Here is a 23,562-nt window from a genome sequence, read left to right as displayed (position 1 = left end):
TGGCCCGCGATGAGTGTCCGTGCGGCGTGGCAGGCTGGTGCGCATGTGCGGCCGCTATGTCTCCACCCGACGCCCCGAGGACCTGGTGCAGCAGTTCCGGGTCACCGAATGGAATCCGGAAGCCCTCGTGGCGCCGAGCTGGAACGTCGCCCCGACGGACAGCGTCTGGTCGGTCCTGGAGGGCGTCGACCGGGAGACCGGCGCGCTGGAGCGGCAGTTGCGGCCGCTGCGGTGGGGCCTGGTCCCGTCCTGGGCCAAGGACCCGGCGATCGGTTCCAGGATGATCAACGCCCGTATGGAGACCGTCCACGAGAAACCGGCCTACCGCCGCGCGTTCACCCGGCGCCGCTGCCTGCTGCCGGCCGACGGCTTCTACGAGTGGGTCCCGGTCCCGGCAACCGAGGACCGCAAGGCCTACAAGCAGCCCTACTTCATCGCGCCCGAGCAGCAGGACCAGGGCATGGCCTTCGCGGGCCTGTACGAATGGTGGCGGGACAAGGAGGTCGCCGGTGACGACGACCCGGGCGCCTGGCTGGCCACCTGCACGATCATCACCACCGATGCCACCGACGCCGCCGGCCGCGTCCACCCCCGGATGCCGCTCACCATCGCGGCCGCCGACTACGACGCCTGGCTCGACCCCGAGCACCAGGACCCCGGCGAGCTCCGCGCCCTCCTGACCGCGCCGGCCGACGGCCACCTGGCCGCCCGCGCCGTCGGCACGGCGGTGAACAGCGTCCGCAACAACGGCCCCCACCTGCTGGACGCACCCTCCTGACCGGGCGTCCCGGGCGCACCCCCGGGGCCTGCCCGGCCCGGTCTCGGCGCGCCGGGACATCGTCGCGACGTTACGGTTTGACCAACGGCGTACTCGGCCCGGCCCGTGTCCGGACCGAGTGCGGGCAAGCCCCGAAACCCTGCGTTCCCACCGGAGCGAGGAGGCCTCAGGATCATGCCCTACGCAACAGCCAAGGACGGGACCCAGATCTTCTTCAAGGACTGGGGGACCGGCCAGCCCGTCGTGTTCTCCCACGGGTGGCCGCTGACCGCGGACGCCTGGGACCCGCAGATGAAGTGGATGGTGGACAACGGTTTCCGGGGCGTCGCCCACGACCGCCGCGGCGGCGGGCGTTCCGGCCAGCCGTGGGACGGCAACGACCTGGACACCTACGCCGACGACCTGGCGGCCGTGATCGAGGAGCTCGACCTGCGCGACGTCATCCTCGTCGGGCACTCGACCGGCGGCGGCGAGGTCACCCGCTACATGGGACGGCACGGGACGGGCCGGGTCGCCAAGGCGGTGCTGCTGGGCGCGATCCCCCCGCTGATGCTGAAGACGGAGGCCAACCCCGAGGGCCTTCCGATCGAGGTCTTCGACGAGATCCGCGAAGGCGTGGCGACCGACAGGTCCCAGTTCTACAGGGACCTCAGCGCCGCCTTCTACGGCGCGAACCGCGAAGGCTCGACCGTCAGTCAGGGCACCCGCGACGAGTTCTGGCTGTGGAGCATGACGGTGGGGATCAAGGGCGCGTACGACTGCGTCAAGGCGTTCTCCGAGACCGACACCACCGAGGACCTCAAGAGGATCGACGTCCCGACGCTGATCGTGCACGGTGACGACGACCAGATCGTGCCCATCGTGTCCGCGGGCGCCAAGAGCTCCAAGCTCGTCAAGGGCGCCGTCTACAAGGTGTACGAGGGAGCCCCGCACGGGCTGGCGATGGTGCCCAGGTTCGCCGAACGCTTCAACGCCGACCTGCTGGAGTTCGCGCGCGGCTGAGCCGTCCGCGGCCTCCCGGGCCGACCGGGCGCGGCCTTCACCGTCGCGTCCCGGGCCGGCCGGGCGGGGCCCTGACGTCACCCCGGGCGGGACCGGTCATGTGCCGGGCGGCGCCGGTCGCCCGGCGCGCGCCCCGGCCGGTCCGCCCGGGCCGAGGGCACCGGCGGCGGTCCCGTCCGCGTCTCCCCGGCGGGCGTCTGCGCCCCCCGCCCGCGACGGCGGCGCCGGACGTGCTCGCCGCGGGCCAGCAGCCGCAATCGGGCCAGCACGGCGAAACGTTCCTGCTGTGCGCGGGCGGCCTTGTCAAGCTCCTCCATCAGCCGGTCGGAACGGTGCTCCAGGGCCAGCTCGTCGAGGATCCGGTCCACCTCGGCGAGCAGGGACCCGTGCAGCTGCCAGGCCCCCGGATGCTGCCGCACCCGGTCGAGCAGCATGTCGGCGACCTTCTCCCGGCTCGCGCGGGCCGCCGCGAGCTCCGTGGCCAGCCGGGCCTCGGCCTCCTCGGCGTTGCTGCTCACCTGCGTCGTCACCAGGACGGCGAAGCTGACCAGCGCCCCTCCGAGATGCGCGAAGAGCTCCTCCATGGCGACCGCCACGTCGCGGTCGAACAGCGGCTCGCCGGCGCCGCGCCGCTTGGCTAGGTCGGTCAGCGACCGCGCGAGGACGCGCAGCACCACCACGCAGATCTCCAGGGTGTCCAGACCGGTCCGCAGCACCACCCGCGACAACAGCCCTTCCCTGACGCGGGGATTGAGCCGCAGGCTGTCCTCGGCCCTGCGCAGCGCGGTGTCGACCTCGGCGACGTCCTGGTCCAGCCGGCGCGCCTCGTGCAGCCGGGCCGCGGCCCGCTCGACCGGGGTGGGCGAGCCCAGTTCCTCGCCGCAGCACAGCAGGAGATGGCGCATGCGGCGGGCGAGGTCCTCGATGGACGCCCCGGCGCTCCCCACCCACACGGGCGGCGCGAACAGGACGTTGAGCAGCAGGCCCACCCCTGCCCCGATGACGGTCTCCAGCACGCGGTCCCACGCCTGCACCGTCAACTGGCTCACCCCGAGCACCAGCATCGCGCTGATGGCCACCTCGTTGACGAACTCGTCGACCCGCACGAACTGCCCGATGACCAGCGCCGCGAGGATGATCAGCCCCAGGCTCCACCACGTCAGCCCGACCAGTACGCTGAACCCGACGGCGATCAGCACACCGACCACCACGGAGTTCACCCGGCGGATGCCGGTGGTGAGCGTCGAGTAGAGCGTCACCTGCACGACGAGCAGCGCGGTGAGCGGCGCCGTGAGCGGGGCGGACTCGCTGCTGACGTGCAGGGCGATCACATACGAGATGGTCGCGGCGACGGTCGCCCGCGCGGTCAGTGTGACGACCGGGTCCCGGCAGCGGCGGGCCGACCAGGCCAGGGCATCACGTAGAGGCATCTTCTGCCTGTTCCCGATCAAACGCCGCATACACCTGCGAACGTCACTCCCGGCGCGCGGACGGTGGGCCCGGGGCGCCGCGGGAACCGGCCCGCTACGCAGGGAAGCTGTCGAGCGGCTCCGCCGCCAGCAGGGCCGTCAGTTCGGCGCGGTGCAGGTCCGCTATCGGTGCCACCAGGTCCGGGTGCCGGAGGAGGGCGGCCGCCGCGCGGTCGTGGATGCCCGGACCCGTGAGCCGGAGGGCGTCGCCGGCGAGCGAGGGGCCGTGCTCGGTGGCCGCGAGGGCCGTCACCGCGGAGGCGGCCAGTCCCGGGTCGGAGAGCAGGCAGGCCGCCCAGCTCACGACGACCTCGTCCACCCAGGTCCGCCAGCCGTCCCCGCCGTCCTCCTCGGCGATCCAGGCTCCGGCGATCCGGTCCAGCCGGTCGGCGCCGCCGGGCGCGAGGAGCCCGAGCAGGGCGGCGTCCACCGCCGTCGGATGGCGCAGGGCGGCCGCCACCATGGCCGCCTGGCGGGCCTGGGCCTCCGCCAGGGCACGGCTGAGCGCTCCACCGGTCGCCGGATAGGCGGACAGCAGCCACCGGGTGGCCGCGGCGATGACCGACGAGAACTCACTGTGCATGCGGAACGAACCGTCCTCCGTGCGCGGGGGTGCCGCGCCCGTCCGGTGCGCGGCGCGCCCAGCGTACGCAAAACAGCGCTTTCGCGACATGAGCCGCATCACTCCCGCCCCCCCGGAGGGACCCGGAGGACCCGGCGCAGGGCTCCCGGAGGAACGGGAACCCTGCGCCGCCGCGGCCGGCGGTCAGGACCGGCCGCGGCCGCTCACGAAGTCGCGGGCACGGTCGACGAGGCCGGCGCCCGGGGCGATGATCTTGTTGGCGGGGGGCGTGTCCGGCGCGGCGGGGTGGGGCCGGGTCGGGGCGAGGGACTTGGCGCGGCGCACCTTGTCGCCGAGATCGTCGAGCGCCTCGGCGGAGCAGGCGCTGCCGAGCCTGGGGAAGAGCGTGCCCTCCTCGTCCTGGACGTGCGCGGTGACCTCGTCCATCAGCCGCATCAGCAGGGGGTGGAACCGGCCGTCGTTCGGCGGCAGCTGCTCCAGCTCCTTCAGCAGTTCCTCGATCCTGGCGTGGTCCGCGATCTCCTTGTCCGCGATGCGGTCCCCGCCCTCGACGTGCTCGCGGACGGCCGGGTAGAGGTACTGCTCCTCCGCCACCGAATGCCGCACCAGCTCGATGGTCACCTCGTCCACCAGCTCCCGCAGCGCCGGGTTGCCGGTCGACATCGACTGCATGCGGTCGAAGATCTCCTCGACCTCGCGGTGGTCGGCCAGCAGCTCAGCGATCACGTTTCCGCCGTGTCCCATTCCCTCACGCCTTTCGTGCGGCAGTACGGCCCGGCGTGCGCCGGGGCCGAACCCCATGCATTCCACCCTCCCGGGGCCCAGCCCACCCGGGGACGCGGTCACCACCCGCCCGGCGGCACCTGATCAGGGGCGTTCCCACGGCCGGCGGTGCGCGTCCGCGCGGGCGATCAGCAGGGCGACGTCGTCGTGCTCGTCCGCGCCGGGCAGCTCCCGCAGCAGCCGGTCGCAGGTCTCCTCCACCGAGGGGTCAGGCGTGCCCAGCAAGGTCAGGAGCAGCCCGAGGCGCTCGTCGATCGGGTCCTCGCGGGTCTCCACGAGCCCGTCCGTGTACAGCACCAGACGGTCACCGGGCACGAGCGTGATGCTCGCGCTCTCGAAGGGGACGCCACCGACGCCCAGGGGCGTGCCCGTGGGCAGGTCGAGCAGTTCGGGGGAGCCGTCGCCGTGCACCAGGACCGGGGGCAGGTGCCCGGCGGTCGCCAGCCGGCACTCGGCGCTGCGCGCGTCGTACAGGGCGTACACACAGGTCGCGATGTACGGGTCGAGGCCGCGCGTGATCTTGTCGAGGTGGGCCAGCACCTGGGCGGGGTCCAGGTCCAGCTCGGCCAGCGTGGAGGTGGCGGTGCGCAGGCGGCCCATGGTGGCGGCGGCCTCGATGCCGCTGCCCATGACGTCGCCGACGACGAGCGCGGTCCGCTCGTCGTCGAGCGGGATGACGTCGTACCAGTCGCCGCCGACCTTGCTCCTGGCCTGCGCGGGCCGGTAGCGCGCGGCGACCTCCAGACCGGGGTGGTACGGCTGCGGCTGCGGGAGCAGGCTGCGCTGCAGGGTCTCGGCGGTGTTGCTCACCTGCTGGTACCAGCGGGCGTTGTCGATGCACACGGCCGCTCGCGCGGCCAGCTCGCAGCCGAGGGCGAGGTCGTCCTCGTCGAAGGACGCCCGCGTACGGGCCCGGCACATGCCGAGCACGCCCAGCACCTCGCCGCGGGCGATGAGCGGGATCGCCATGTACGAGTGGACCCCGGCCCCGGCCAGGAGCCGCGCCGACTCGGGGCCGGAGCTGATTCGCTCGAGGTCGTGCCGGCCGGCGCGGGCGATCATGTGGGGGCGGAGCGTGCGCACGCACAGCGCCGAGAGGTGCCCGGGGTGGTAGGTGACGACGTCGCCGGGGGCGGGGACGGCCCGGACGGCGTCCGTCGGGTAGGCGCTCCTGACCGCGAGGGAGCGGAAGACCGGCGCGTCCGGCGGCGGGGCGGGGGCACGCTGGTCCAGGACGGCGTCGAGGATGTCGGCGACCGCCAGGTCCGCCAGTTCCGGCACCACGACCTCGGCGAGTTCCCGTACCGTCCGCTCCACCTCCAGGGCGGTGCCGATCCGTGCGGAGCCGTCCGCGATCACCGCCAGCCGGCGCCGGGCGCGGTCGGCCTCCGCGGCCGCGCGGTGCCGGTCGGTGATGTCGACGACGACCTCGGCGATGCCCAGCACGTGTCCGCGGTGGTCCTCCAGCCGGTAGAGGGACACCGCCCAGGCGTGCTCGTCACGCGGGCCCGAGGGGGCACGGCCGACGATGTAGCGGTCGACCATCGGCTCCCCCGACGCCAGCACCTGCCGCATCTCCGCCTCCACCGCCCGGAACTCGGGCCCGGGCAGGACGCCGCGGAACGTTCTCCCGAGGTGGTCCTGGACCGAGATGCCGTGGAACCGCGCGAGCGCCGGGTTGAGGCTGAGGTACCGCAACCCGGTGTCCAGTACGGCGATGCCGATCGGCGACTGCGAGATCAGCCGTGTGGACAGGGCGACCTCCTGTTCCACCTCGAGCATGGTGGACCGGTCCGTCGCGAGCCCGAGGACGTAGTGGTCGCCGAGGCTGTCCATCAGCCGCATGTTGCGGAACTCCACCAGTCGGCGGCTGCCGTCCTTGCGGCGTACGGGGAAGGACCCCGCCCAGCTCTCGCCGGTCCTCATGACCTCGGCGAACAGCCGGACGACGAGCCTGCGGTGCGCGTCGTGCACCAGCAGGTGGGCGGCGTAGCGTCCGACCGCCTCCTCCGCCGTGTAGCCGAACAGCTCCTCGGCCTGCGGACTCCACATGTCCACCCGGCCGTCCCCCTCCAGGAGCACCGCGGCCACACCCAGGAGGTCCATCAGCCCGCTCGGGCTCGTCGAGAGTCCCTCCAGCCGCTCCGGGCCGGTCGTGTACCGATCCGTGTCGCTCATGGTGGGTGCCTCTTCCGCCTGCCGTTCCGGCCGGTCGGTCCGCCGTCCCCCGCCGTTCCCGCCGACGCGATTCCATGGTCCCCCCGGAGCCGGGGCGGCGCACCCCTCGCAGGGGGGCCCGGCGAGGGGCCCGTACCCGCGCTTGCCGTACCGGCGCACGTCGGCTTGCGGGGACTGTGTGGGGGGCGCACACAATGGTCAGCGGGTGGGGCTTCTGGGTGGACGGCGGCGCCGTTCGCCCCGCGTGCCGGTCGGGGACGAGTGGAGGAAAGCCCTGTGAGCGTTCTACCGCCCTCGCTCGCCCGCCCCCAGGGCCCGCCCGCGGGCCCGCTGTCCGGACCCGACGGAACGGACGAGGCGAGGCCACCCGGCCGGGAACCGCCCGGACGGCGGCGCCGGACCCCGACGGTCGTCGTGGGGGAACCGCCCCCGCCACCGGGCGAACCCCCGGACGACGGCGGCGGTGGGGGCGGGGGAGACGGCGACGGGGACGGCGGAGGACGCGAAGGGCCCTGGTGGCGATCGGTGCCCAAGGTGGCCGCGATCACCGCCGTCGTGGTCGCCGCGGTGGCCCTGTCCGTGGTGTTCACCCGGCCCGGCGGGGTGTCGGGCGGCAAGCAGGGGGAGCTCTTCCTGCAGACGGCGGGCAGTGCGGGACCGAACCCGTTCACGCGGTCGACGGCCGAGGAGACCGCCGCCCCCTCGGCGACACCGGCCCTGCCGAGCCCGTCGACGACGGGAGGAGCCGTGCGGCAGGTCTACAGCGGCGCCACGCCCGGCCTCTACGGCGGAACGCGCGACGCCGCGAGCTGCGACGTGGAGAAGCAGATCAGCGCACTGTCGGCGGACCCGGCGAAGAACAAGGCGTTCGCCGGGGTGCTGGGCCTCGAGCCGTCCGGCGTGCCGGCGTACCTGCGGGAGCTGACCCCGCTCCAGCTGCGTGCGGACACCCGGGTCACCAACCACGGCTACCGCGGCGGCCGGCCCACCGCCTTCCAGGCGGTGCTGCAGGCCGGGACGGCGGTGTTGGTGGACGACCGGGGCCTGCCCCGGGTGCGCTGCGCCTGCGGCAACCCGCTGACCCGGCCGGTCGAGCAGAGGGGCGGCGCCACGACCGTCGGCCGCGCGTGGCCCGGCTACCAGCCGTCGAGGACGGTCGTGGTGGCCCCGGCGTCGGAGCCGGTGCGTAAGTTCGTGGTCCGTGACCCGGACACCGGCGAGTGGTTCACCCGAACCGGCGGCGACGGCAAGGCCTCCGGGGACGAGCGGACGACACCCCCGCGGAACGCACCGTCCGGCAGCCCGTCCGCCTCGCCGCGGGGTGGCTCGCCGGCCGCCCCGGAGCAGGGTCCTACCACGCCGACGGGCGAACCGGGCGGGACCGCTCCGCAGTCCCCGCCGTCCGGCACGGGCCCCGCCCCGCGCAGCCCAGAACCCGGAACGCCGGGGCCGCCGGGCGGGGAGAGCCCCCCGCCCGGCGGTACGGGCCCCGGACAGCCGACCGGTTCGGCGGCGTCGCGGTGAGGCCGTGCCGGGCCGCGGGCCGCCGCGGCTGAGCCCGGGTCCGCTCAGTACGTGCTGAAGTCGGCCATCATCGCCATGTCCTCGTGCTCGAGGTTGTGGCAGTGGATCATGAACTTGCCCGGGTAGTCGGTGAAGCGGACCGCCACCTCGACGGTCTCGCCCGGGCCCGTGGCCACCGTGTCCTTCCACCCCGCGTCGAACGCGCCCGGTTTCTTGCCGTTGCGGGACAGCACCCGGAACGCGTCGAGGTGCACGTGCACCGAATGGAAGAAAACCGAGGTGAACTTCCAGATCTCGACCGTGCCGAGCTTCACCCGGGCCAGCGAGCGGCCGGGCTTGTACGGCAGGTTGTTGATCGTCCAGCCGTCGCGCGAGTGCCGGAAGGCGAAGGTCCGGTGCGCCACGGCCTTGCTGGGGTCGAGAACGGTGGCCGGGTAGCGCGACAGGCGCCTGGGGATGTGGGTGTCGTCGTGCGGCTTCCGCGAGGACGGCGAGACGTCGAAGCGCATGACCTGCGCGGTGCTGCCGCTGCCGAAGCGGTTGACCAGGCGCACCTTGGTGCCGGGCCGGTAGCGGGCGAAGTCCACGATGACGTCGAAGCGTTCGGCCGGGGCGATGCGGAGGCTGTCGTGGGGCAGCGGGCTGCCCAGCAGTCCGCCGTCGCTGCCGATCTGCAGCAGTCCCCGGCCGCCCGGCGGCGGCGGGTCCAGCTCCAGACGGAAGTCCCGGACGTTGCAGCCGTTGAGGAAGCGCAGCCGGTAGCGCTGCCGCCGGACCCGGTGCACGGGCCACGGGGCGCCGTTGACGAGGATGACGTCGCCCATCATCCCGAAGTGGTGCGAGTGCACGACGCCCGGCTTGTGCATGCCCGAGTCGACCGCGGGGTAGAGCAGCGACCCGTTCTCGGCGAACGCCCGGTCCGCGAGCAGCAGCGGAATGTCGCGGGAGCCGCGCGGCAGGTCGAGCCCGTCCTCCTCGTCGTCCGTCAGGAGGTGGAACCCGGCCAGCCCGCGGTACACCGCCGGGCCGGTGTAGCCCATGCGGTGGTCGTGGTACCAGAGCGTCGCCGCGCGCTGCAGCATCGGGTAGGTGTAGCTGCGCTGGCCGTGGCTGAGGTTTCCCGACGAGTCGTGCATCTCCGGCATGCCCGCCATCGCGTCGTCGTACGACATGGTGCTGCCGACCGGCATGGTCAGGTCGACCGGGTAACCGTCGCTCTCGGCGGGGGTGTGACCGCCGTGCAGGTGGACCACGGTCGGCTGGGGCAGTTCGTTGCGGTGCGTGACGACCGTACGGCGCCCCGAACGGGAGACGATCGTGGGCCCGGGGAAGAAGCCGTCGTACGTCCAGCAGTTGGTGCGCAGTCCGGGGAGGATCTCCAGCCTCGCCTCGCGCTGCGTCAGGTTGTAGTAGTCGGTCGTCGCGGTCCGCAGCGTGGGCTCGAGGACCGGCGGGACCGGCAGGGGTACCTGGAACGGGCGGGGGAGACGGGCCTTGCTCCGCAGGATCCCGCCCGGTGGTACATCGGCCAGCGGTGTGCCCGCCCAGGCCCGGCTCGCCGCCGCGCCCGCCCCGACGACGGCCGCCCCCGCGGCGAGAAAACGGCGCCTGCCGATGCCTTCGATCACGTAGGTCTCCCAAATGTGACGATTTGCGCAATTTTTCGGTCGGCGACACAATAGCCCGCCCGAGGCCCGCACAACGGCGCCACACGCGGGCCCCGCGAACAACCTTCGGACCCGCCGGCCGCCCGCCCAGCGCGCCCGCGACCCCCGGAACCGCCGTCCCGGCCCCCGGCTCAGGACCGCCGGCGGCCGCGCCCCACGGCGTCGTGCCGGGGGGACAGGACCCCCGTGCCGATGCCGGCCAGGACCAGTCCGGCCGCCAGCAGCAGCCCCTGCGGCAGCGCGATGCCGACCAGGATCCAGGCGAGCGCCACCGCCTGCAGGAACCAGCCCATGCGGCGCCGGTACTCGCGTGGCGCGCAGGGGCGGCCGGTCCGCAATCCCTCGGCGAAGCGGGGGTCCGTGCGCCTCGTCTCGGCCTCGAGGTCCTCGATGGCCCTGTGCAGGTGCGGCATGGTGTCCTCCTCCCGGAGCGGTGGGCCCTGTCACCTCCACCGTCGCCCGTACCCGGCCGCGGAACCATCGGGGCCGGCACCCAATCCCGCGGCCCGGAAATGGGTGCCGGCCCCGATGGCCGGGGCCCCCGGCCGGGGCAGGCTGGAAGCGGGACCCGGGTGCCCGCCACCCACGGCGGGAGGGGCGTGGCGGACCGCCCGCCAGGACGGCACGGCGGTGGCGGCGGACAGTGGAGGCAGACCCCCGAGGAAGGCGGGACCATGTCGCTGTACTGGCGGATCTTCCTGCTGAACGGCGCGGTGCTGGTCGTCGCCGCGGTGCTCCTGCTCGGCCCCGTCACGGTCTCGACCCCCGTGCTGCTCGGCGAGGCGCTGGTGCTGGGCGTGGGGCTGGTCGCGATGCTCGTCGCCAACGCCCTGCTGCTGCGCGTCGGGCTGGCGCCGCTCCAGCGACTGAGCCGGGCGATGAACTCCGCCGACCTGCTGCACCCCGGCGGCCGGCCCGCCGTCACCGGATCGGGTGAGATGTCCGCACTGATTTCCACGTTCAACACCATGCTCGACCGTCTGGAGTCCGAGCGCGCCACCACCAGTGCCCGCGTGCTGTCCGCGCAGGAGGCCGAACGGCAGCGCATCGCCCAGGAACTCCACGACGAGGTCGGCCAGACCCTCACCGCCGTCGTCCTGCAACTGGGTCGCAGCGCGGACCTGGCCCCCGACCCGCTCAAGGACGACCTGCGGCAGGTGCAGGAGACCACGCGCGCCGGGCTGGACGAGATCCGCCGCATAGCGCGCCGTCTGCGCCCCGGTGTCCTGGAGGAACTCGGCCTGCACAGCGCCCTGCGCGCCCTGGCAGGTGAGTTCACCAGCCCCGGGCTCACGGTCGTGGAGCGGTGGGGGCCCGCGCTCCCCGCGTTCGACGACGAGACCGAGCTGGTGCTCTACCGGGTGGCCCAGGAGGCCGTCACCAACGCGGCCCGGCACTCCGGCGCGGACCGGGTGGAGATACACCTCGGCGCCGCCCCCGGAGGCGGGGCCGAACTCCTGGTCAGGGACAACGGCAAGGGCATCGGCGACGCGCCCGAGGGCGCCGGGATGCGCGGCATGCGCGAACGGGCCCTGCTCATCGGCGCGACGCTGACCACCGGTGCCGCCCCCGGCGGCGGCTCCGACATCCGGCTCCGCGTACCCGCCCCGGCGGTGGGCGGTCCGCGATGACCGCGCCGCCGCCCACCCGCATCCTCCTCGCCGACGACCACGCGCTGGTGCGGCGGGGTGTCCGGCTGATCCTCGACGGCGAACCGGACCTGACCGTCGTCGCCGAGGCCGGTGACGGCGCCGAGGCCGTCGCCAAGGCCCGCGAGGAGCCGGTCGACCTGGCCGTCCTGGACATCGCCATGCCCCGGATGACCGGCCTGCAGGCCGCCCGGGAACTGAGCAGGCTCCGTCCCGACCTGCGCATCCTCATCCTGACGATGTACGACAACGAGCAGTACTTCTTCGAGGCGCTCAAAGCCGGGGCCAGCGGATACGTCCTGAAGTCCGTCGCCGACCGCGATCTCGTCGAGGCCTGCCGGGCCGCCGTACGCGACGAACCCTTCATCTACCCCGGCGCCGTGACCACCCTGATCCGCAGCTACCTCGAACGCGCCCGCCAGGGAGAGCCCCTGCCGGCCCGTGCCATCACCGAACGCGAGGAGGAGATCCTCAAGCTCGTCGCCGAGGGCCACACGTCCCAGGAGATCGCCGACCTGCTCTTCATCAGCATCAAGACGGTCGAGCGCCACCGCGCCAACCTCCTGCAGAAGCTCGGTCTGCGCGACCGCCTGGAACTCACGCGCTACGCGATCAGGGCCGGGCTCATCGAGCCCTGACCCTCGACCCCGCGACCGTGAACCCGAGCCGCCGATCCCGATCCCGCTCAGGTGCCGGCGAGGAGCTTGTCGACCTCGCCCAGGAAGGCGTCCAGGTCCTTCGGCGTGCGTGAGGTGACCAGCGGGTACCCGGCGGAGGCGTCGCTCACCACCGGTTCGTCGACCCAGGACGCGGCGCCCGCGTTGAGCAGGTCGGTCCGCACCGAGGCGTACGAGGTGAGCGTCTTGCCCTTCGCGACGCCCGCCTCGACCAGCGCCCACGGGCCGTGGCAGATCGCCGCGATCGGACGCCCGGTCGAGGCGAACGCCCGTACGACCTCCATCGCCTTCCCGTGGAGGCGGAGGTTGTCGGCGTTGATGGTGCCGCCGGGGATGAGCAGCAGGTCGAAACCGCTCGGGTCCACCTCGTCGAGGGTGGTGTCCGGCTCCACGACCTTGCCCGGATCCTTGTCCCCGACCAGGGTCCGCACGGCGTCACGCCGCGCCGCGGCGACGGTGACGTCGGCACCCTTGTCACGCAGGTGCTCGACGGGGACGACCAGCTCGTCCTGCTCGACCCCGTAATTGGAGACGACCGCCAGGACACGGCGGCCGCCCGGGAACTCTGCAGCCATGGGATCTCTCTCTTCTGTGCGCTTCTCGTGCGGTATTGGCGCCTGCCCGGGAGCGGGCCGGCGAAACGCGCTCGCACCGTCCCCCGGAGGCGCCGAAGAGCAGGACTCACTCGCCGCAGCCGGGGTAGGCGGACGGACGGAAAGCGAGGAAGGGATCGGCGAAGGGGCGGGCGAAGAGGGAGCCTGCGATGACCGAAGCGCGGACGCCGCTCGGCGCCGACCAGCTCGAGGCCAGGGCACTCGGCCCCAGTGGACTGATGGACCTCCTGGGGGTCGCCGCGGTCCTGCTCGAGTCGGACGGGCGCATCGACATGTGGAGCCCGCAGGCGGAGCAATTGTTCGGCTACACCGCGGACGAGGCGGTCGGCCGGTACGCCGCGCCGCTGCTGGTCCGTCCCGAGCACCGCGACGACGCCATGAGGCTGTTCACGGAGGTGCTGGAGACCGGCCGCAGCTGGTCGGGGGCGTTCCCCGTGCGCCACAAGGACGGCAGCACCCGCCTGGCGGAGTTCCGCAACGTCCGCCTGACGGACAGCCGCGGCCGCGTCTACGCCCTGGGGATAGCCACCGACCGGCCCGTGCTGCAGCGGCTGGAGCGCGGCCTCGCCCTCTCCCTCCAACTGGTCGCGCAGTCCCCGATCGGTCTCGCCGTCCTCGACACCGACCTGCGCTACCTGTCCGTCAACCCGGCACTCGCCGCGATGCACGGGATGACCGAGTGCGACCACGTCGGCCGCCCCTTCCGCGAGGTGCTCCCCGGCGCCAGGTTCCGCACGGCGGAGGACGCGCTCCGCCAGGTCCTGCGGACCGGCACGCCGATCGTCGACCGGTACGTGGTCGGCCGCACGCCCGCCGACCCGACGGCCGACCGGGCCTGGTCGGTGTCCTACTTCCGGCTGGAGGACCGCAACGGCCACGTCCTGGGCGTCGCGGCCTCCGTGGTGGACGTCACCGACCGGCACCGCTCGGCCCAGGAGGCCGACCGCGCCCGGCAGCGCCTCGCCGTGATCGCCGACAGCTCCGCCCGCATCGGCAACTCCCTGGAGGTGGAGGACACCGCCAGGGAACTCGTCGACGTCGTCGTGCCCGAACTGGCCGACTTCGCCGCCGTCGACGTCCTCGACTCCGCGCTGCGCGACGACGGCGGCGAGCCCGGCCACGACCGCACCCGCTTCCGGGCGCTCTCCGCGAAATGCGTCGAGGCCGGCGAGGCGGCCGGTGCCTTCGGCAGACCCGGCCGCCTCGTCTCGTACGGTCCCGACCACCTGGCCGCGCGGTGCCTGGACACCGGCCGCCCGGGCCTGCTCACCCACGCCGACGAGCGGAGCCTGGTGCAGATCGCCCGCGACCCCGACGCCGCCTCACTGCTGGCCCGGGCGGGCGTCCACACGGCCCTGGCCGTCCCGCTCATCGCCCGAGGCCGGATCCTGGGCGTCCTCGGCCTCGCCCGCGCCCGCACCGCCGAGCCCTTCGACGAGGACGACCAGACCCTCGCCGGCGAACTGGCCTCCCGCGCCGCGGTGTCCATCGACAACGCCCGCCTCCACCAGCGGCTGCGCAGCACCGCCGAGACCCTGCAGCGCAGCCTCCTGCCCCAACTCCCGCCGGCCCACCCCCGCCTGGAACTCGCCGCCCGCTACTGCGCGGCCCAGGCCAGCAGCGAGGTGGGGGGCGACTGGTACGACGTGATCCCCTTCGACGACGGCAGGGTCGCCCTCGTCGTCGGCGACGTCATGGGCAGCGGCGTCCCCGCGGCCACCACCATGGGGCGGCTCCGCACCGCCACCTCCACCCTCGCCGGCCTCGACCTCGACCCGGACCAGGTCCTCGGCCACCTCGACCGGATCACCCACGGGCTGGACCCCTACATCGCGACCTGCGTCTACGCGGTGTACGACCCCGGTCGCGGAGTCTGCCACCTCGCCAACGCGGGGCACCTGCCCCCGGTCGTCGTCCGTGCCGGCAAGCGCCCCGAACTGCTCGACCTGCCCACGGGCACCCCGCTGGGGGTGGTCAGCGGGGTGCCCTTCGAGAGCACCACCGTCGACCTCGTCCCGGGCGACCGCCTCGTCCTCTACACCGACGGCCTGGTCGAGACCCGCGACCGCGCCATCGACGAACGCCTCGACGACCTGCTCCGGCTCCTGGACGCCCCCGACGAGCCGGTCGAGGAGACCTGCGACCGCCTTCTCGCCGCACTGCGCCACCCCGCAGACCGCGACGATGTGGCCCTCCTCATCGCGCGCCCCAGGGACGTGTGACGGGCCGCCCGGCGGGAGCTACGCCGCGACGCGGTACCGGATCGTCAGGCGTACGGCACCGATCGCCATCCCGATCGCTCCGAGGACCGCGCATGCGGTCCCTCAGAACCAGGGGAGTCAGGACGACGCCGACCCTCGGGTGATGCGCCAGACGGCCGTGAAGCCGCCCCGCGATGTCGCCCACGTCGAGCGCCGCCGGCATCAGGACCACTCCGGACCCGATGGCGTACACCGCCCTGAGCCACGTACCCACTGCGGTCCTCCCGTTGCCGCGCCCGTTCTTCATGTCCGGGCGACCGTCCAGGGCTTGACGGCAGGGGCGTGACGGCAGGGAGGGTGTCGCCCGGTCCGGCCGCGCTCGCACCCGCGTCCGGCACGGAGGCCGCCGGAAACACCGGGCGGGCGGCCCGTGCGGTGGTGTGGGATCGGGGCATGGAGTTCGTCGGAGGACCCACCGAGCCGGTGGCATGTGGAACTCGTCACGGGTCAGGCCATGGAGTTGTGGGCCGACGGCTACTCGCACGTCCGCGGCGAGTACGTATTCGGCACGGAACCGGTGGCCGACCGGCACGCACGCGGGGAAGTCGGCGCGGCGCCTGCCATCGAGCCGGCGTGGGGTCTCCACCTCCAGGACCGGAAGGAACCAAGGCCCCGGCCCGATGAGCCTGCCACGCCGCTCCACCACCGCTCATTCGCGCCAGACGGCGATCAGGTGTGCCACCACAGCGAGCACCAGCCCGGCCGCGAGGAGGTACAGACCCAGGCGGTCCTGGGGTACCGCCGACGACCACACCCGCCAGGACGACGCCGGCGGCTGGTCCGCGAACCCGATGTAGGCGCGGTACGCGGAGCCGGGCCGGCCGCGCAGCCACAGCAGCGCACCGATGACGGCGCACGTCCCCGACGTTGCGTACAGGGCGGTGGCGGTGCGCGGGGCGGGTCTGGTCACGGGTTCCTCCTCGTCGTCGTTGTCGTGGCGAGGTGATTCTCGCGGCCCGATCCGGCCCTGCTCGCGCCGGGGTCGTCGTGCCGGGTGCCGAGCGTGCCCGCACCGGCGAGCCGGGGTTATCGACGCTTCCTCATCCAGGAGATGTCCTGGCCGCTGTGCCCCAGGGATCCCGATTTCCAGGCGCGGATGTCGCGGCGGGCGTCCCGTACGTCCCGCGACATGGCCGCGCCGTCGCGGAAGGGGTGCTCGCCGTGCCGACGCGCCCTCCAGCCGACCCAGGAGGCGAGTGCGATGACGAGTACGAGCGGCGCCCAGAAGATCCACATACGGGGAGCATCGCTCATCTCGTGGCGCCGGGCCAGGCGCGAGTGGCGACCACCTGGCGGAGGCCGGCTGCCGTCATCGGGGCTTGACAGGGTGCCGCCCGCGGCGGCCGGCCGGGGGAGGGGCCGGCCGGGACCGCCGCGGGCGGCGGGGTGTCAGGTCGTGCTGAAGGTGAACCAGTTGACGTTCACGAAGTCGGCCGGCTGGCCGCTGGTGAACGTGAGGTACACGTCGTGCTTGCCGGTGACGCCCGAGATGTTGGCGGGGATCGTCGTCCAGTTCTGCCAGCCGCCCGTGTTGCCGACGGAGAAGCTGCCGATCGGGGCGTTGCTCCGGCTGTCCAGCCGGACCTCGACCAGACCGCTGACGCCGCCTCCGGCGCCGGAGGCGACGCGGGCCTTGAACTGCCGGGCCGTGGTCGTCCCGAAGTCGACGCCGGAGTACAGCGCCCAGTCGCCGTTGGCGAGCGACGCCAGGTTCCGGCCGCCACCGCTGTCCGCCGTGTTCTCCACGGTGGTGCCGGACTGCTGCGTGCACGACTCGGCCTGGAGGGTGCCGTACGCGCTGCCCGTGTCCCCCGACGGCGGGGGAGAGGTGGGGGGCTGCGTGCCGCCACCGCCGGAGCTGTAGACGGCGACGTAGTCGACCAGCATCGGCACGCCGGAGACGGTCGAGGCCGTCGGCGTCTTGTACCCGGCCACCGGGTCGGGGAAGGCTCCGCCCATCGCGACGTTGAGCAGGATGAAGTGGCCGTGGGCGGTGGCCGCGTTCCAGGTGGAGGCGTCCATCTGGTCGGCGTTCACCGTGTGGAACTGGACGCCGTCGACGTACCAGCGCAGTTGCTCGGGACTGACGCTGCGGTCCCACTCGAAGGCGTAGGTGTGGAAGTTGCCCTGGCAGGCGCTGCCGGGACAGGTCCGGGTGGCGCCGAGGCCGCTCGTCTCGTTGCAGTAGCCGCCCGGGTTGGTGCCGCAGTGCAGGGTGCCCCAGACCTGGTTGACGCCGTTGACGTTCTCCATCAGGTCGAACTCGCCGATCGTGGGCCAGTTCCAGTAGTTGCCCCGGTACGGCGCGCCCAGCGTCCAGAAGGCCGGCCAGTAGCCCGCCGCGGCCGCGCCGGTGACGTTCGGCATCTGGATGCGGGACTCGATGCGGAGCTTGCCGCCCGAGGGGGGCTCGAAGTCGCTGCGGCGGGTCTCGATGCGCCCGGAGGTCCAGCTGCCGGCGGAGTCCCGGATCGGGGTGATGCGCAGGTTGCCGGAACCGTCCTGGCGGAGGTTGGCGGTGTCGGAGGTGTAGGTCTGCACCTCGCCGGTGCCCCAGTTGGCGGCGCCGCCGGGGTAGCTGGTGCCGGTGTCGATGATCCAGTTGTCGCTCGACGGGAGGGAGTTGGCGGCGCCGGTGAAGTCGTCGCTCCAGACGGTGGTCCAGCCGGACGGTGCGGACGGGACGGCGGCCCTGGCGGAGCCGAGCAGGCCCAGGCAGAGCGCGGTCACGGTGGCTGCCGCGGCCACCATGAGGGTGAGCGGTCTGGCGGCGTACCGCCTGCCGGTGGTCGTTCGCGCGGACACGGGTGTGATGCCTCCTCGGGATCGGTGCCGGGGAAGGGTGCGGTTCAGGTCCGAGAGCCTTTGAGAGCGCTCTCATCTGGCGGGAACACCTTCCCGCCAGGGTGAACCGCGGTCAATACATGGAACAAAAGAAGTCGTGCGCGGTTTTCTGCCTTCACTGCTTGGAGTCGGCGAGGCCGGGCGGGGAGGCTCGCGCTGCGCCGCGGACCGTAGGCGCCGGAAAGCGCAGGGGTGCTGGTGGCCTCAGGGAATGCCGCGCCGACGGCGTTCGTGCTGTTGAGAGCGCTCTCTCACGTGGGGTCGCGAAACCGGCTGGCGGCACACCGGTCGAATCCTGCAGTCATGAACCGCGAGAAGCCGGGTAGCCGATCCGTGTACGAATGGGTGTGAATGCGAAGCCGGCAGCTCCGTGCCGCGGGTACGGACAACCGGCGGCGCCGACGGCCGGTCCCGTCCGAACGGGGCCGGGCGCGACCGCGACCGCGCGGTCAACGCCCCGGGGCCCGCCCCCGGGGGCGCGTCCGGCCCGGGAAGCGGCATAGGCGACCAGGGCCGAGCAAGGGAGTGCATCATGATCATCCTCGGCATCATCCTGCTCATCATCGGATTCCTGACCGGAATCTCCATTCTGTGGACCCTGGGAGCCATCCTCGTGGTCATCGGCCTCGTGCTCTGGGTCCTGGGTGCCATGGGGCACGCCGTCGCGGGGCGCCGCCACTACTACTGACGGCCGGTGAGCCCGAGTACGCGCCGCGCCCTGTGTCCCCGAGGGCGCGGCACCCTCATGCCCGCGGGCGGGGCGTGACGCGGCCCCGCCCGTGCCGCCAGGGGCGGGGTTCGCCCGGATGGGCCGCCTGCGGTGGTCACCGGCGCGCCCGGGGGATTGGTTGTGATATGTCCCCCCGACGCCCAGGTGCACTGGAGTATTCGCATGGAATCCGGTTCCTCCGCGCACAACTGCCCCTTCGACTTCGCCGAGGCCCTCGAGTTCGACCCGCAGCTGAAGCAGTTCATGGAGAACGAGAAGATCTCCCGCATCAAGCTGCCGCACGGCGAGGGTGAGGCCTGGCTCGTCACGCGGTACGAGGACGTGCGGACGGTGACGACCGACCGGCGTTTCAGCCGCGCCGCCGTCGTCGGCAAGGACTTCCCCCGCATGACGCCCGAGCCGATCGTCCAGGACGAGGCCATCAACGTGATGGACCCGCCGGACAGCAGCCGGCTGCGCTCGCTGGTCTCCAAGGGCTTCACCCCGCGGAACGTCGAGCACATGCGCCCCAGCATCGAGCGGGTCGTCGCCGAGCTGCTCGACGGCATGGAGGAGAGCGGCTCCCCGGCGGACCTCGTGGAGCACCTGGCGGCGCCCCTGCCGCTGGCCGCCATCTGCGAGGTGCTCGACATCCCCGACGAGGACAGCTGGGAGCTGCGCGGCCACGCGCGCACCATGATGGACTTCAGCCCCGACAACCGGGACGCCGCCGTCCACTCCAAGGCCTACCTGCGGGAGTACTTCACCAAGCTCACCGCCGAACGGCGCGCCCGCCCGGGCGACGACCTGGTGAGTGTGCTGGCCACCGCCCGTGACGGGGACGAGATCCTCAACGACAAGGAACTCGCCGTCATGGCCATGGTCCTGCTCATCACGGGCCAGGACACCACGTCCAACGAGATCGGCAACATCGCGTACACCCTGCTCACCCGCCCGCGGGAGCTGGCCATGCTGCGCGAGCGGCCGGACCGCATCCCGCAGGCCATCGAGGAGATGCTGCGGTACATCCCGTTCCGCAAGGGCGTCGGCATCCCGCGGATCGCCGTCGAGGACGTGGAGATGGGCGGCGTGCTGATCCGGGCGGGTGACGTCGTCCACGTCTCGTACCTGACCGCGAACCGCGACCCCGAGAAGTACGACCGCCCCGACGAGCTGGACCTGGACCGCACCGGCACGCCCCACATGACCTTCGGCTGGGGCGGCCACCACTGCCTGGGCGCGCCGCTGGCGACCATGGAGCTCCAGGTGGCCTTCAGGGAGCTGCTGCGCCGCTTCCCGGACCTGAGGCTGGCCAAGCCGGCCGACGAGGTGCGGTGGAGCGCCACGTCGATCTGGCGCTACCCGGTGGCCCTGCACGTCGCCTGGTGAACCGCCCGCTCCGGCCCCGATCCGGCCCCGCACCCCTCACGGGTGCGGGGCCGGCTTCGTCACGTCGTCCCTTGTGAGCGCTGGTGCAGGCCGCTCCGACATGCGAAATCCGCCCAAGTGACGTACGTTTTCCTGGTGGACGCAAATCTGAACAGGCCATGAATCCACTTCGACAGCGGCCGGTCCCTTCTTGTGAACCGACTTTTGCCGGGACCTCCTGAAAGTCCCCTGTGGGTGCGCCGATGAATGCGCCCGTACCCCCTACCGCATTTTCGTGACAGGTACGGGCCTGCTCCGGAAATCCCGGAGCAGCGCACCAGATGGACCATAGCCCGCCGAGGGGCAGGAAATGGAGCCACCCATGGCTGTTCTGTGCAAGCCGGTGATCTCGGTTCCCGACAACGTTATCACCTGCGAACAAACGCTTGAGCTGGCACGACGGCTGCACAAGGACCACCCGCAACTCGGCCTGACCCTCAGGCTCATTGAGAACACGGGCGTTCAGAAGCGGCACCTGATCCAGCCGATCGAAGAGGTGCTCAAACATCCGGGCTTCGACGTGCGCAGCCAGATCTACGAGGCGGAGTCGAAGGCACGGGTACCGGCCGTCGTGCGAAAGGCACTCGACCAGGCCGAGTTGGAGCCCGAGGACATCGACATCATCGTGTACGTGTCGTGCACGGGCTTCATGATGCCCTCGCTGACCGCGTGGCTCATCAACAAGATGGGCTTCCGCCACGACACCCGTCAACTGCCGATCGCACAGCTGGGTTGTGCCGCTGGAGGCGCGGCCATCAACCGCGCCCACGACTTCTGCACGGCGTACCCCGAGGCCAACGCCCTCATCGTGGCATGCGAGTTCTGCTCGCTGTGCTACCAGCCCACGGACCTCAGCGTCGGAACGCTGCTGTCCAACGGGCTGTTCGGCGACGGCATCGCCGCCGCCGTCGTCCGCGGCAGCGGCGGCACCGGGATGCGGCTGGAGCGCAACGCCTCCTACCTCATCCCGAACACCGAGGAGTGGATCTCCTACGCGGTGCGCCAGACGGGCTTCCACTTCCAGCTCGACAAGCGCGTACCCGGCACCATGGAGCCCCTGGCACCGGTGCTGCGCCAGGTCGCCGAGGACCACGCGTGGAACGCCGCCAAGCTGGACTACTACATCATCCACGCCGGCGGCCCCCGGATCCTGGACGACCTGTGCCGCTTCCTCGGCGTCCCGCCGGAGTCGTTCCGGTTCAGCCGGGCGACGCTGACCGAGTACGGCAACATCGCGAGTGCCGTCGTCCTCGACGCCCTGTACCGGATGTTCGAGGAGGGCTCCGCCCTCGACGGGCACCGCGGACTGCTGGCCGGCTTCGGCCCGGGCATCACCGCGGAGATGGTCCTGGGGACATGGGTCACCAACGGGCTCGACTCCACGATGGCGCCCCAGCACTCCTACGGGGAGTACGACGTCATCACCTGAGCCGCGGCCCCGGCGGGTGACGGTCCGGGCCGGCGGTGATGGGGGACGCCACGGCGTCCCCGCCACCGGCCGGCCCGGCCCCCCGACGGCCGGGTGAGGCCCGTACGGGCTTGCGACGCGGCGGCCACGTGGCCGCCGCGTCGCTCTCGTTCCGCCGGACCGTCAGGCGGGGACCACCCGCTCCCGGGCGGTCACGAAGCCCACGACCGCCTCCGCGAAGCGCCCGGGCTCCTCGAGGTGGCCGAAGTGCCCGCTGTTCTCCAGGACCACCAGTTCCGATTGGGGGATCAGCTCGTGCAGTTCACCGGCCCACCGCATCCCGCAGATCACGTCGTACCGGCCGGCAACGACCAGCGCCGGCACGGTGAGAGCCCCCAGCTGGCCCCGGTCGTCGATGGTATCCGGGACGAGGTGCTCGTCCAGTCCCGAGATGTGCGTACCCGCCACCGCGGCGCGCAGCGGCGCGAACTCCTCCTCCCGGCCCCAGTAGTCGGCGAAGTACGCGGGCAGCAGCCCCTTGAGGGCGGCCGTCATCTCCACGTCGTCGGAGATCGCGGACACCCCCTGGAGGGCCCCCAGGACCTCCGGCAGACCGGGGTGGCCCGCGTGCCGGGCGGCGAACTCCTGGACCATGCGCATCGCCTCGGCGCCGTGCTCGGGGCCGGTGACCGGCGCGCTGTCGTACAGGACGACCCCGGCGACGCGCGCGGGCCGGCGCAGCGCGTGGTACTGGACGACGAACCCGCCGTGCGAGTGCCCGAGCAGGTGCACGCGCGGGACGCCCAGGTGGTCGACGAGCGCGTCCAGGAAGCGGCTGTAGAGCTCACGGGTGTACCCGTGCGGGTGCGAGGGGAGACGGCCCGAGCCGCCGGTGCCGACGGGCTCCGGGTAGACGACCGTGAGGTGCCGTTCGACCTCGGGCATGCGCAGGTACTCCCAGAACACGCCCGGCCCGCCCGAGTGCGCGATGCACACCGGGCCGGTGCCGTGGACGTGGTAGCGCTGGACGACCCCGTCCACCTCGAAGGTGTGGGTGCCGGGGGACAGGGGGCCGGTCTGGGGGGCGGGCATCGGTACTCCGTATCCGGAAGGTGTCCAGGACGGTCCAGGACACCGACAGGACGCGGGGCGGCACGTGAAGTTCGATCGCCGGCGGGTGACGGTCGTCACATCCTGCGCGGCGGCGCCGGGCGCGCCCGGCGCGTACGCACGGATGGGCCGGTCGGCCCCCTCCTGTGGCGGAAATGATCCGTGCGGCCCCTGCTGCGGGAGCGCCGGCGCGTGCGACGGTCGTCGGACAGGGAAGGGAGCACGGCCATGGGCGGCAGGGCGGTGTTCTGGCAATGGCGCCGCAATCCGCTGCGGCGCCGGTGCGATGTCGTGGAGGCCTGCACGGGCGTGGCGGCCGCGCTGCTGATCGCCGCAGGGGCCCCGGCGGCCGGTGCGGCCACGGCGGCCGCGGTGGAGGACTCCGAGCTCCGGCGCAGCCAGGGCACCCACCTGGCGACGGCCTTCCTGACCGAGGACGCCGCGCGGGCCGTGGAGAACCCGTACACCGGCTCCATCGGCAAGGTCCTCACCCCCGTCCGGTGGACCGCGCCCGACGGCTCCATCCGGACCGGTCAGGCCCGTGTCGAACCGGGCAGCCCCGCGGGATCCCCCGCCACCGTCTGGCTGGACGCCGGCGGCCGGCTGCAGCAGAACCGGCTCACCCCCGCGCAGGCCGAGGCCCAAGGCGTGGTCTTCGGCACGGTCGCCGCGGCGGGCGCCTGCGCGCTGGTCCTCGCCGGACGCTGGGTCGTCCGCCTGCAGATCGACCGCCACCGCGCGGCGGCGTGGGCCCGCGAGTGGGAGGAGACCGGCCCCTCGTGGGGCCACCGCAGGGCCTGAGCCCGGGGAGGCCAGAGGCGGACGGGCGGCAGTGCGGCGGAGGAGGCGCGGTGAGCGGTCTGGTGGGGTCGCGGGAG

Annotated in this window: 21 protein-coding genes; 10 read left to right on the top strand and 11 right to left on the bottom strand. The window is 73.0% G+C overall.

Annotated features, from left to right (window positions below; all coding sequences use genetic code 11):
• Positions 1-43 precede the first annotated feature (43 nt).
• Positions 44-778: an SOS response-associated peptidase gene (locus tag PV342_RS05260; RefSeq protein ID WP_400801396.1), complete on the top strand. Its 735-nt coding sequence runs from the start codon at positions 44-46 to the stop codon at positions 776-778.
• Between the two features lie 174 nt (positions 779-952).
• Positions 953-1,780, top strand: coding sequence for an alpha/beta fold hydrolase (locus PV342_RS05255; protein WP_329190168.1), 828 nt, complete (start codon positions 953-955; stop codon positions 1,778-1,780).
• 77 nt (positions 1,781-1,857) lie between these two features.
• Here the strand turns inward: PV342_RS05255 and PV342_RS05250 are convergent, their stop codons facing one another.
• From PV342_RS05250 to PV342_RS05235, 4 genes are all read right to left on the bottom strand, one after another.
• The gene (locus PV342_RS05250; protein WP_500315935.1) at positions 1,858-3,210 is read right to left on the bottom strand and encodes an FUSC family protein; all 1,353 of its coding nucleotides are present in this window, start codon (positions 3,208-3,210) and stop codon (positions 1,858-1,860) included.
• Positions 3,211-3,304: 94 nt separating this feature from the next.
• A complete protein-coding gene (locus tag PV342_RS05245; protein WP_386994958.1) occupies positions 3,305-3,832 on the bottom strand; it encodes a hypothetical protein in 528 nt (175 codons plus the stop codon).
• 183 nt (positions 3,833-4,015) lie between these two features.
• Positions 4,016-4,576, bottom strand: a complete 561-nt coding sequence (locus PV342_RS05240; protein WP_018557838.1) for a hemerythrin domain-containing protein — start codon at positions 4,574-4,576, stop codon at positions 4,016-4,018.
• 123 nt (positions 4,577-4,699) lie between these two features.
• Positions 4,700-6,793 carry a SpoIIE family protein phosphatase gene (locus PV342_RS05235; RefSeq protein ID WP_400801190.1) on the bottom strand — a complete coding sequence of 698 codons (2,094 nt, stop codon included), beginning with the start codon at positions 6,791-6,793 and terminating at the stop codon, positions 4,700-4,702.
• A gap of 276 nt (positions 6,794-7,069) precedes the next feature.
• On the opposite strand from PV342_RS05235, the gene PV342_RS05230 reads away from it, so the two are divergent.
• The gene (locus tag PV342_RS05230) at positions 7,070-8,317 is read left to right on the top strand and encodes a DUF6777 domain-containing protein (protein WP_500315932.1); all 1,248 of its coding nucleotides are present in this window, start codon (positions 7,070-7,072) and stop codon (positions 8,315-8,317) included.
• Positions 8,318-8,361: 44 nt separating this feature from the next.
• Here the strand turns inward: PV342_RS05230 and PV342_RS05225 are convergent, their stop codons facing one another.
• Positions 8,362-9,945: a multicopper oxidase family protein gene (locus PV342_RS05225; RefSeq protein ID WP_400801186.1), complete on the bottom strand. Its 1,584-nt coding sequence runs from the start codon at positions 9,943-9,945 to the stop codon at positions 8,362-8,364.
• A gap of 170 nt (positions 9,946-10,115) precedes the next feature.
• A complete protein-coding gene (locus PV342_RS05220; RefSeq protein WP_361012506.1) occupies positions 10,116-10,397 on the bottom strand; it encodes a DUF3040 domain-containing protein in 282 nt (93 codons plus the stop codon).
• Between the two features lie 261 nt (positions 10,398-10,658).
• Here PV342_RS05220 and PV342_RS05215 point away from each other — a divergent pair, with 261 nt between their 5' ends.
• Positions 10,659-11,615, top strand: coding sequence for a HAMP domain-containing sensor histidine kinase (locus tag PV342_RS05215; RefSeq protein ID WP_500315929.1), 957 nt, complete (start codon positions 10,659-10,661; stop codon positions 11,613-11,615).
• Positions 11,612-12,271 (top strand): response regulator, encoded by a 660-nt coding sequence (locus tag PV342_RS05210; RefSeq protein WP_326579846.1) that lies wholly within the window; start codon positions 11,612-11,614, stop codon positions 12,269-12,271. The genes PV342_RS05215 and PV342_RS05210 overlap by 4 nt, the downstream gene beginning before the upstream one ends.
• A gap of 47 nt (positions 12,272-12,318) precedes the next feature.
• Here PV342_RS05210 and PV342_RS05205 read toward each other — a convergent pair whose 3' ends face one another.
• Positions 12,319-12,885 carry a type 1 glutamine amidotransferase domain-containing protein gene (locus PV342_RS05205; protein WP_392610989.1) on the bottom strand — a complete coding sequence of 189 codons (567 nt, stop codon included), beginning with the start codon at positions 12,883-12,885 and terminating at the stop codon, positions 12,319-12,321.
• A 188-nt stretch (positions 12,886-13,073) separates the two neighbouring features.
• Between PV342_RS05205 and PV342_RS05200 the strand changes: the two genes are divergently transcribed.
• Positions 13,074-15,146: a SpoIIE family protein phosphatase gene (locus PV342_RS05200; RefSeq protein WP_400801180.1), complete on the top strand. Its 2,073-nt coding sequence runs from the start codon at positions 13,074-13,076 to the stop codon at positions 15,144-15,146.
• 688 nt (positions 15,147-15,834) lie between these two features.
• Here PV342_RS05200 and PV342_RS05195 read toward each other — a convergent pair.
• The 3 genes from PV342_RS05195 to PV342_RS05185 all read right to left on the bottom strand — a co-directional run bounded on the left by PV342_RS05195 (position 15,835) and on the right by PV342_RS05185 (position 17,936).
• Positions 15,835-16,095, bottom strand: coding sequence for a hypothetical protein (locus PV342_RS05195; protein WP_400801178.1), 261 nt, complete (start codon positions 16,093-16,095; stop codon positions 15,835-15,837).
• A 116-nt stretch (positions 16,096-16,211) separates the two neighbouring features.
• A complete protein-coding gene (locus PV342_RS05190) occupies positions 16,212-16,421 on the bottom strand; it encodes a hypothetical protein (RefSeq protein ID WP_400801176.1) in 210 nt (69 codons plus the stop codon).
• Between the two features lie 153 nt (positions 16,422-16,574).
• Positions 16,575-17,936 (bottom strand): carbohydrate-binding protein, encoded by a 1,362-nt coding sequence (locus tag PV342_RS05185; protein WP_500316004.1) that lies wholly within the window; start codon positions 17,934-17,936, stop codon positions 16,575-16,577.
• A gap of 625 nt (positions 17,937-18,561) precedes the next feature.
• On the opposite strand from PV342_RS05185, the gene PV342_RS05180 reads away from it, so the two are divergent.
• The 3 genes from PV342_RS05180 (at position 18,562) to PV342_RS05170 (ending at position 21,595) form a co-directional block, all read left to right on the top strand.
• Positions 18,562-18,717 (top strand): DUF6131 family protein, encoded by a 156-nt coding sequence (locus tag PV342_RS05180; protein ID WP_386994977.1) that lies wholly within the window; start codon positions 18,562-18,564, stop codon positions 18,715-18,717.
• A gap of 204 nt (positions 18,718-18,921) precedes the next feature.
• The gene (locus tag PV342_RS05175; RefSeq protein ID WP_018557824.1) at positions 18,922-20,127 is read left to right on the top strand and encodes a cytochrome P450; all 1,206 of its coding nucleotides are present in this window, start codon (positions 18,922-18,924) and stop codon (positions 20,125-20,127) included.
• 361 nt (positions 20,128-20,488) lie between these two features.
• Positions 20,489-21,595: a type III polyketide synthase gene (locus PV342_RS05170; RefSeq protein WP_018557823.1), complete on the top strand. Its 1,107-nt coding sequence runs from the start codon at positions 20,489-20,491 to the stop codon at positions 21,593-21,595.
• A 162-nt stretch (positions 21,596-21,757) separates the two neighbouring features.
• On the opposite strand, the gene PV342_RS05165 is transcribed toward PV342_RS05170, so the two are convergent.
• Complete coding sequence (locus PV342_RS05165; RefSeq protein WP_400801173.1) at positions 21,758-22,666, bottom strand: alpha/beta fold hydrolase; 909 nt, start codon at positions 22,664-22,666, stop codon at positions 21,758-21,760.
• A 246-nt stretch (positions 22,667-22,912) separates the two neighbouring features.
• Here PV342_RS05165 and PV342_RS05160 point away from each other — a divergent pair, with 246 nt between their 5' ends.
• Positions 22,913-23,485 (top strand): Rv1733c family protein, encoded by a 573-nt coding sequence (locus tag PV342_RS05160; protein WP_400801171.1) that lies wholly within the window; start codon positions 22,913-22,915, stop codon positions 23,483-23,485.
• Positions 23,486-23,562 lie beyond the last annotated feature (77 nt).

Origin of the sequence: Streptomyces sp. PA03-3a, assembly GCF_033792735.1 — a bacterium.
Classification (GTDB): Bacteria; Actinomycetota; Actinomycetes; order Streptomycetales; family Streptomycetaceae; genus Actinacidiphila.
The sequence above is the reverse complement of the archived record's forward strand: the minus strand, read 5'-3'. Positions and strand labels throughout refer to the sequence as shown.

Excerpts from the sequence above, each read along its gene's own strand:
- PV342_RS05260 (WP_400801396.1), top strand. The coding sequence starts at position 44 with ATGTGCGGCCGCTATGTCTCCACCCGACGCCCCGAGGACCTGGTGCAG.
- PV342_RS05255 (WP_329190168.1), top strand. The coding sequence starts at position 953 with ATGCCCTACGCAACAGCCAAGGACGGGACCCAGATCTTCTTCAAGGAC.
- PV342_RS05250 (WP_500315935.1), bottom strand. The coding sequence starts at position 3,210 with ATGCCTCTACGTGATGCCCTGGCCTGGTCGGCCCGCCGCTGCCGGGAC.
- PV342_RS05245 (WP_386994958.1), bottom strand. The coding sequence starts at position 3,832 with ATGCACAGTGAGTTCTCGTCGGTCATCGCCGCGGCCACCCGGTGGCTG.
- PV342_RS05240 (WP_018557838.1), bottom strand. The coding sequence starts at position 4,576 with ATGGGACACGGCGGAAACGTGATCGCTGAGCTGCTGGCCGACCACCGC.
- PV342_RS05235 (WP_400801190.1), bottom strand. The coding sequence starts at position 6,793 with ATGAGCGACACGGATCGGTACACGACCGGCCCGGAGCGGCTGGAGGGA.
- PV342_RS05220 (WP_361012506.1), bottom strand. The coding sequence starts at position 10,397 with ATGCCGCACCTGCACAGGGCCATCGAGGACCTCGAGGCCGAGACGAGG.
- PV342_RS05215 (WP_500315929.1), top strand. The coding sequence starts at position 10,659 with ATGTCGCTGTACTGGCGGATCTTCCTGCTGAACGGCGCGGTGCTGGTC.
- PV342_RS05210 (WP_326579846.1), top strand. The coding sequence starts at position 11,612 with ATGACCGCGCCGCCGCCCACCCGCATCCTCCTCGCCGACGACCACGCG.
- PV342_RS05205 (WP_392610989.1), bottom strand. The coding sequence starts at position 12,885 with ATGGCTGCAGAGTTCCCGGGCGGCCGCCGTGTCCTGGCGGTCGTCTCC.
- PV342_RS05200 (WP_400801180.1), top strand. The coding sequence starts at position 13,074 with ATGACCGAAGCGCGGACGCCGCTCGGCGCCGACCAGCTCGAGGCCAGG.
- PV342_RS05190 (WP_400801176.1), bottom strand. The coding sequence starts at position 16,421 with ATGTGGATCTTCTGGGCGCCGCTCGTACTCGTCATCGCACTCGCCTCC.
- PV342_RS05185 (WP_500316004.1), bottom strand. The coding sequence starts at position 17,936 with ATGGTGGCCGCGGCAGCCACCGTGACCGCGCTCTGCCTGGGCCTGCTC.
- PV342_RS05180 (WP_386994977.1), top strand. The coding sequence starts at position 18,562 with ATGATCATCCTCGGCATCATCCTGCTCATCATCGGATTCCTGACCGGA.
- PV342_RS05175 (WP_018557824.1), top strand. The coding sequence starts at position 18,922 with ATGGAATCCGGTTCCTCCGCGCACAACTGCCCCTTCGACTTCGCCGAG.
- PV342_RS05170 (WP_018557823.1), top strand. The coding sequence starts at position 20,489 with ATGGCTGTTCTGTGCAAGCCGGTGATCTCGGTTCCCGACAACGTTATC.
- PV342_RS05165 (WP_400801173.1), bottom strand. The coding sequence starts at position 22,666 with ATGCCCGCCCCCCAGACCGGCCCCCTGTCCCCCGGCACCCACACCTTC.
- PV342_RS05160 (WP_400801171.1), top strand. The coding sequence starts at position 22,913 with ATGGGCGGCAGGGCGGTGTTCTGGCAATGGCGCCGCAATCCGCTGCGG.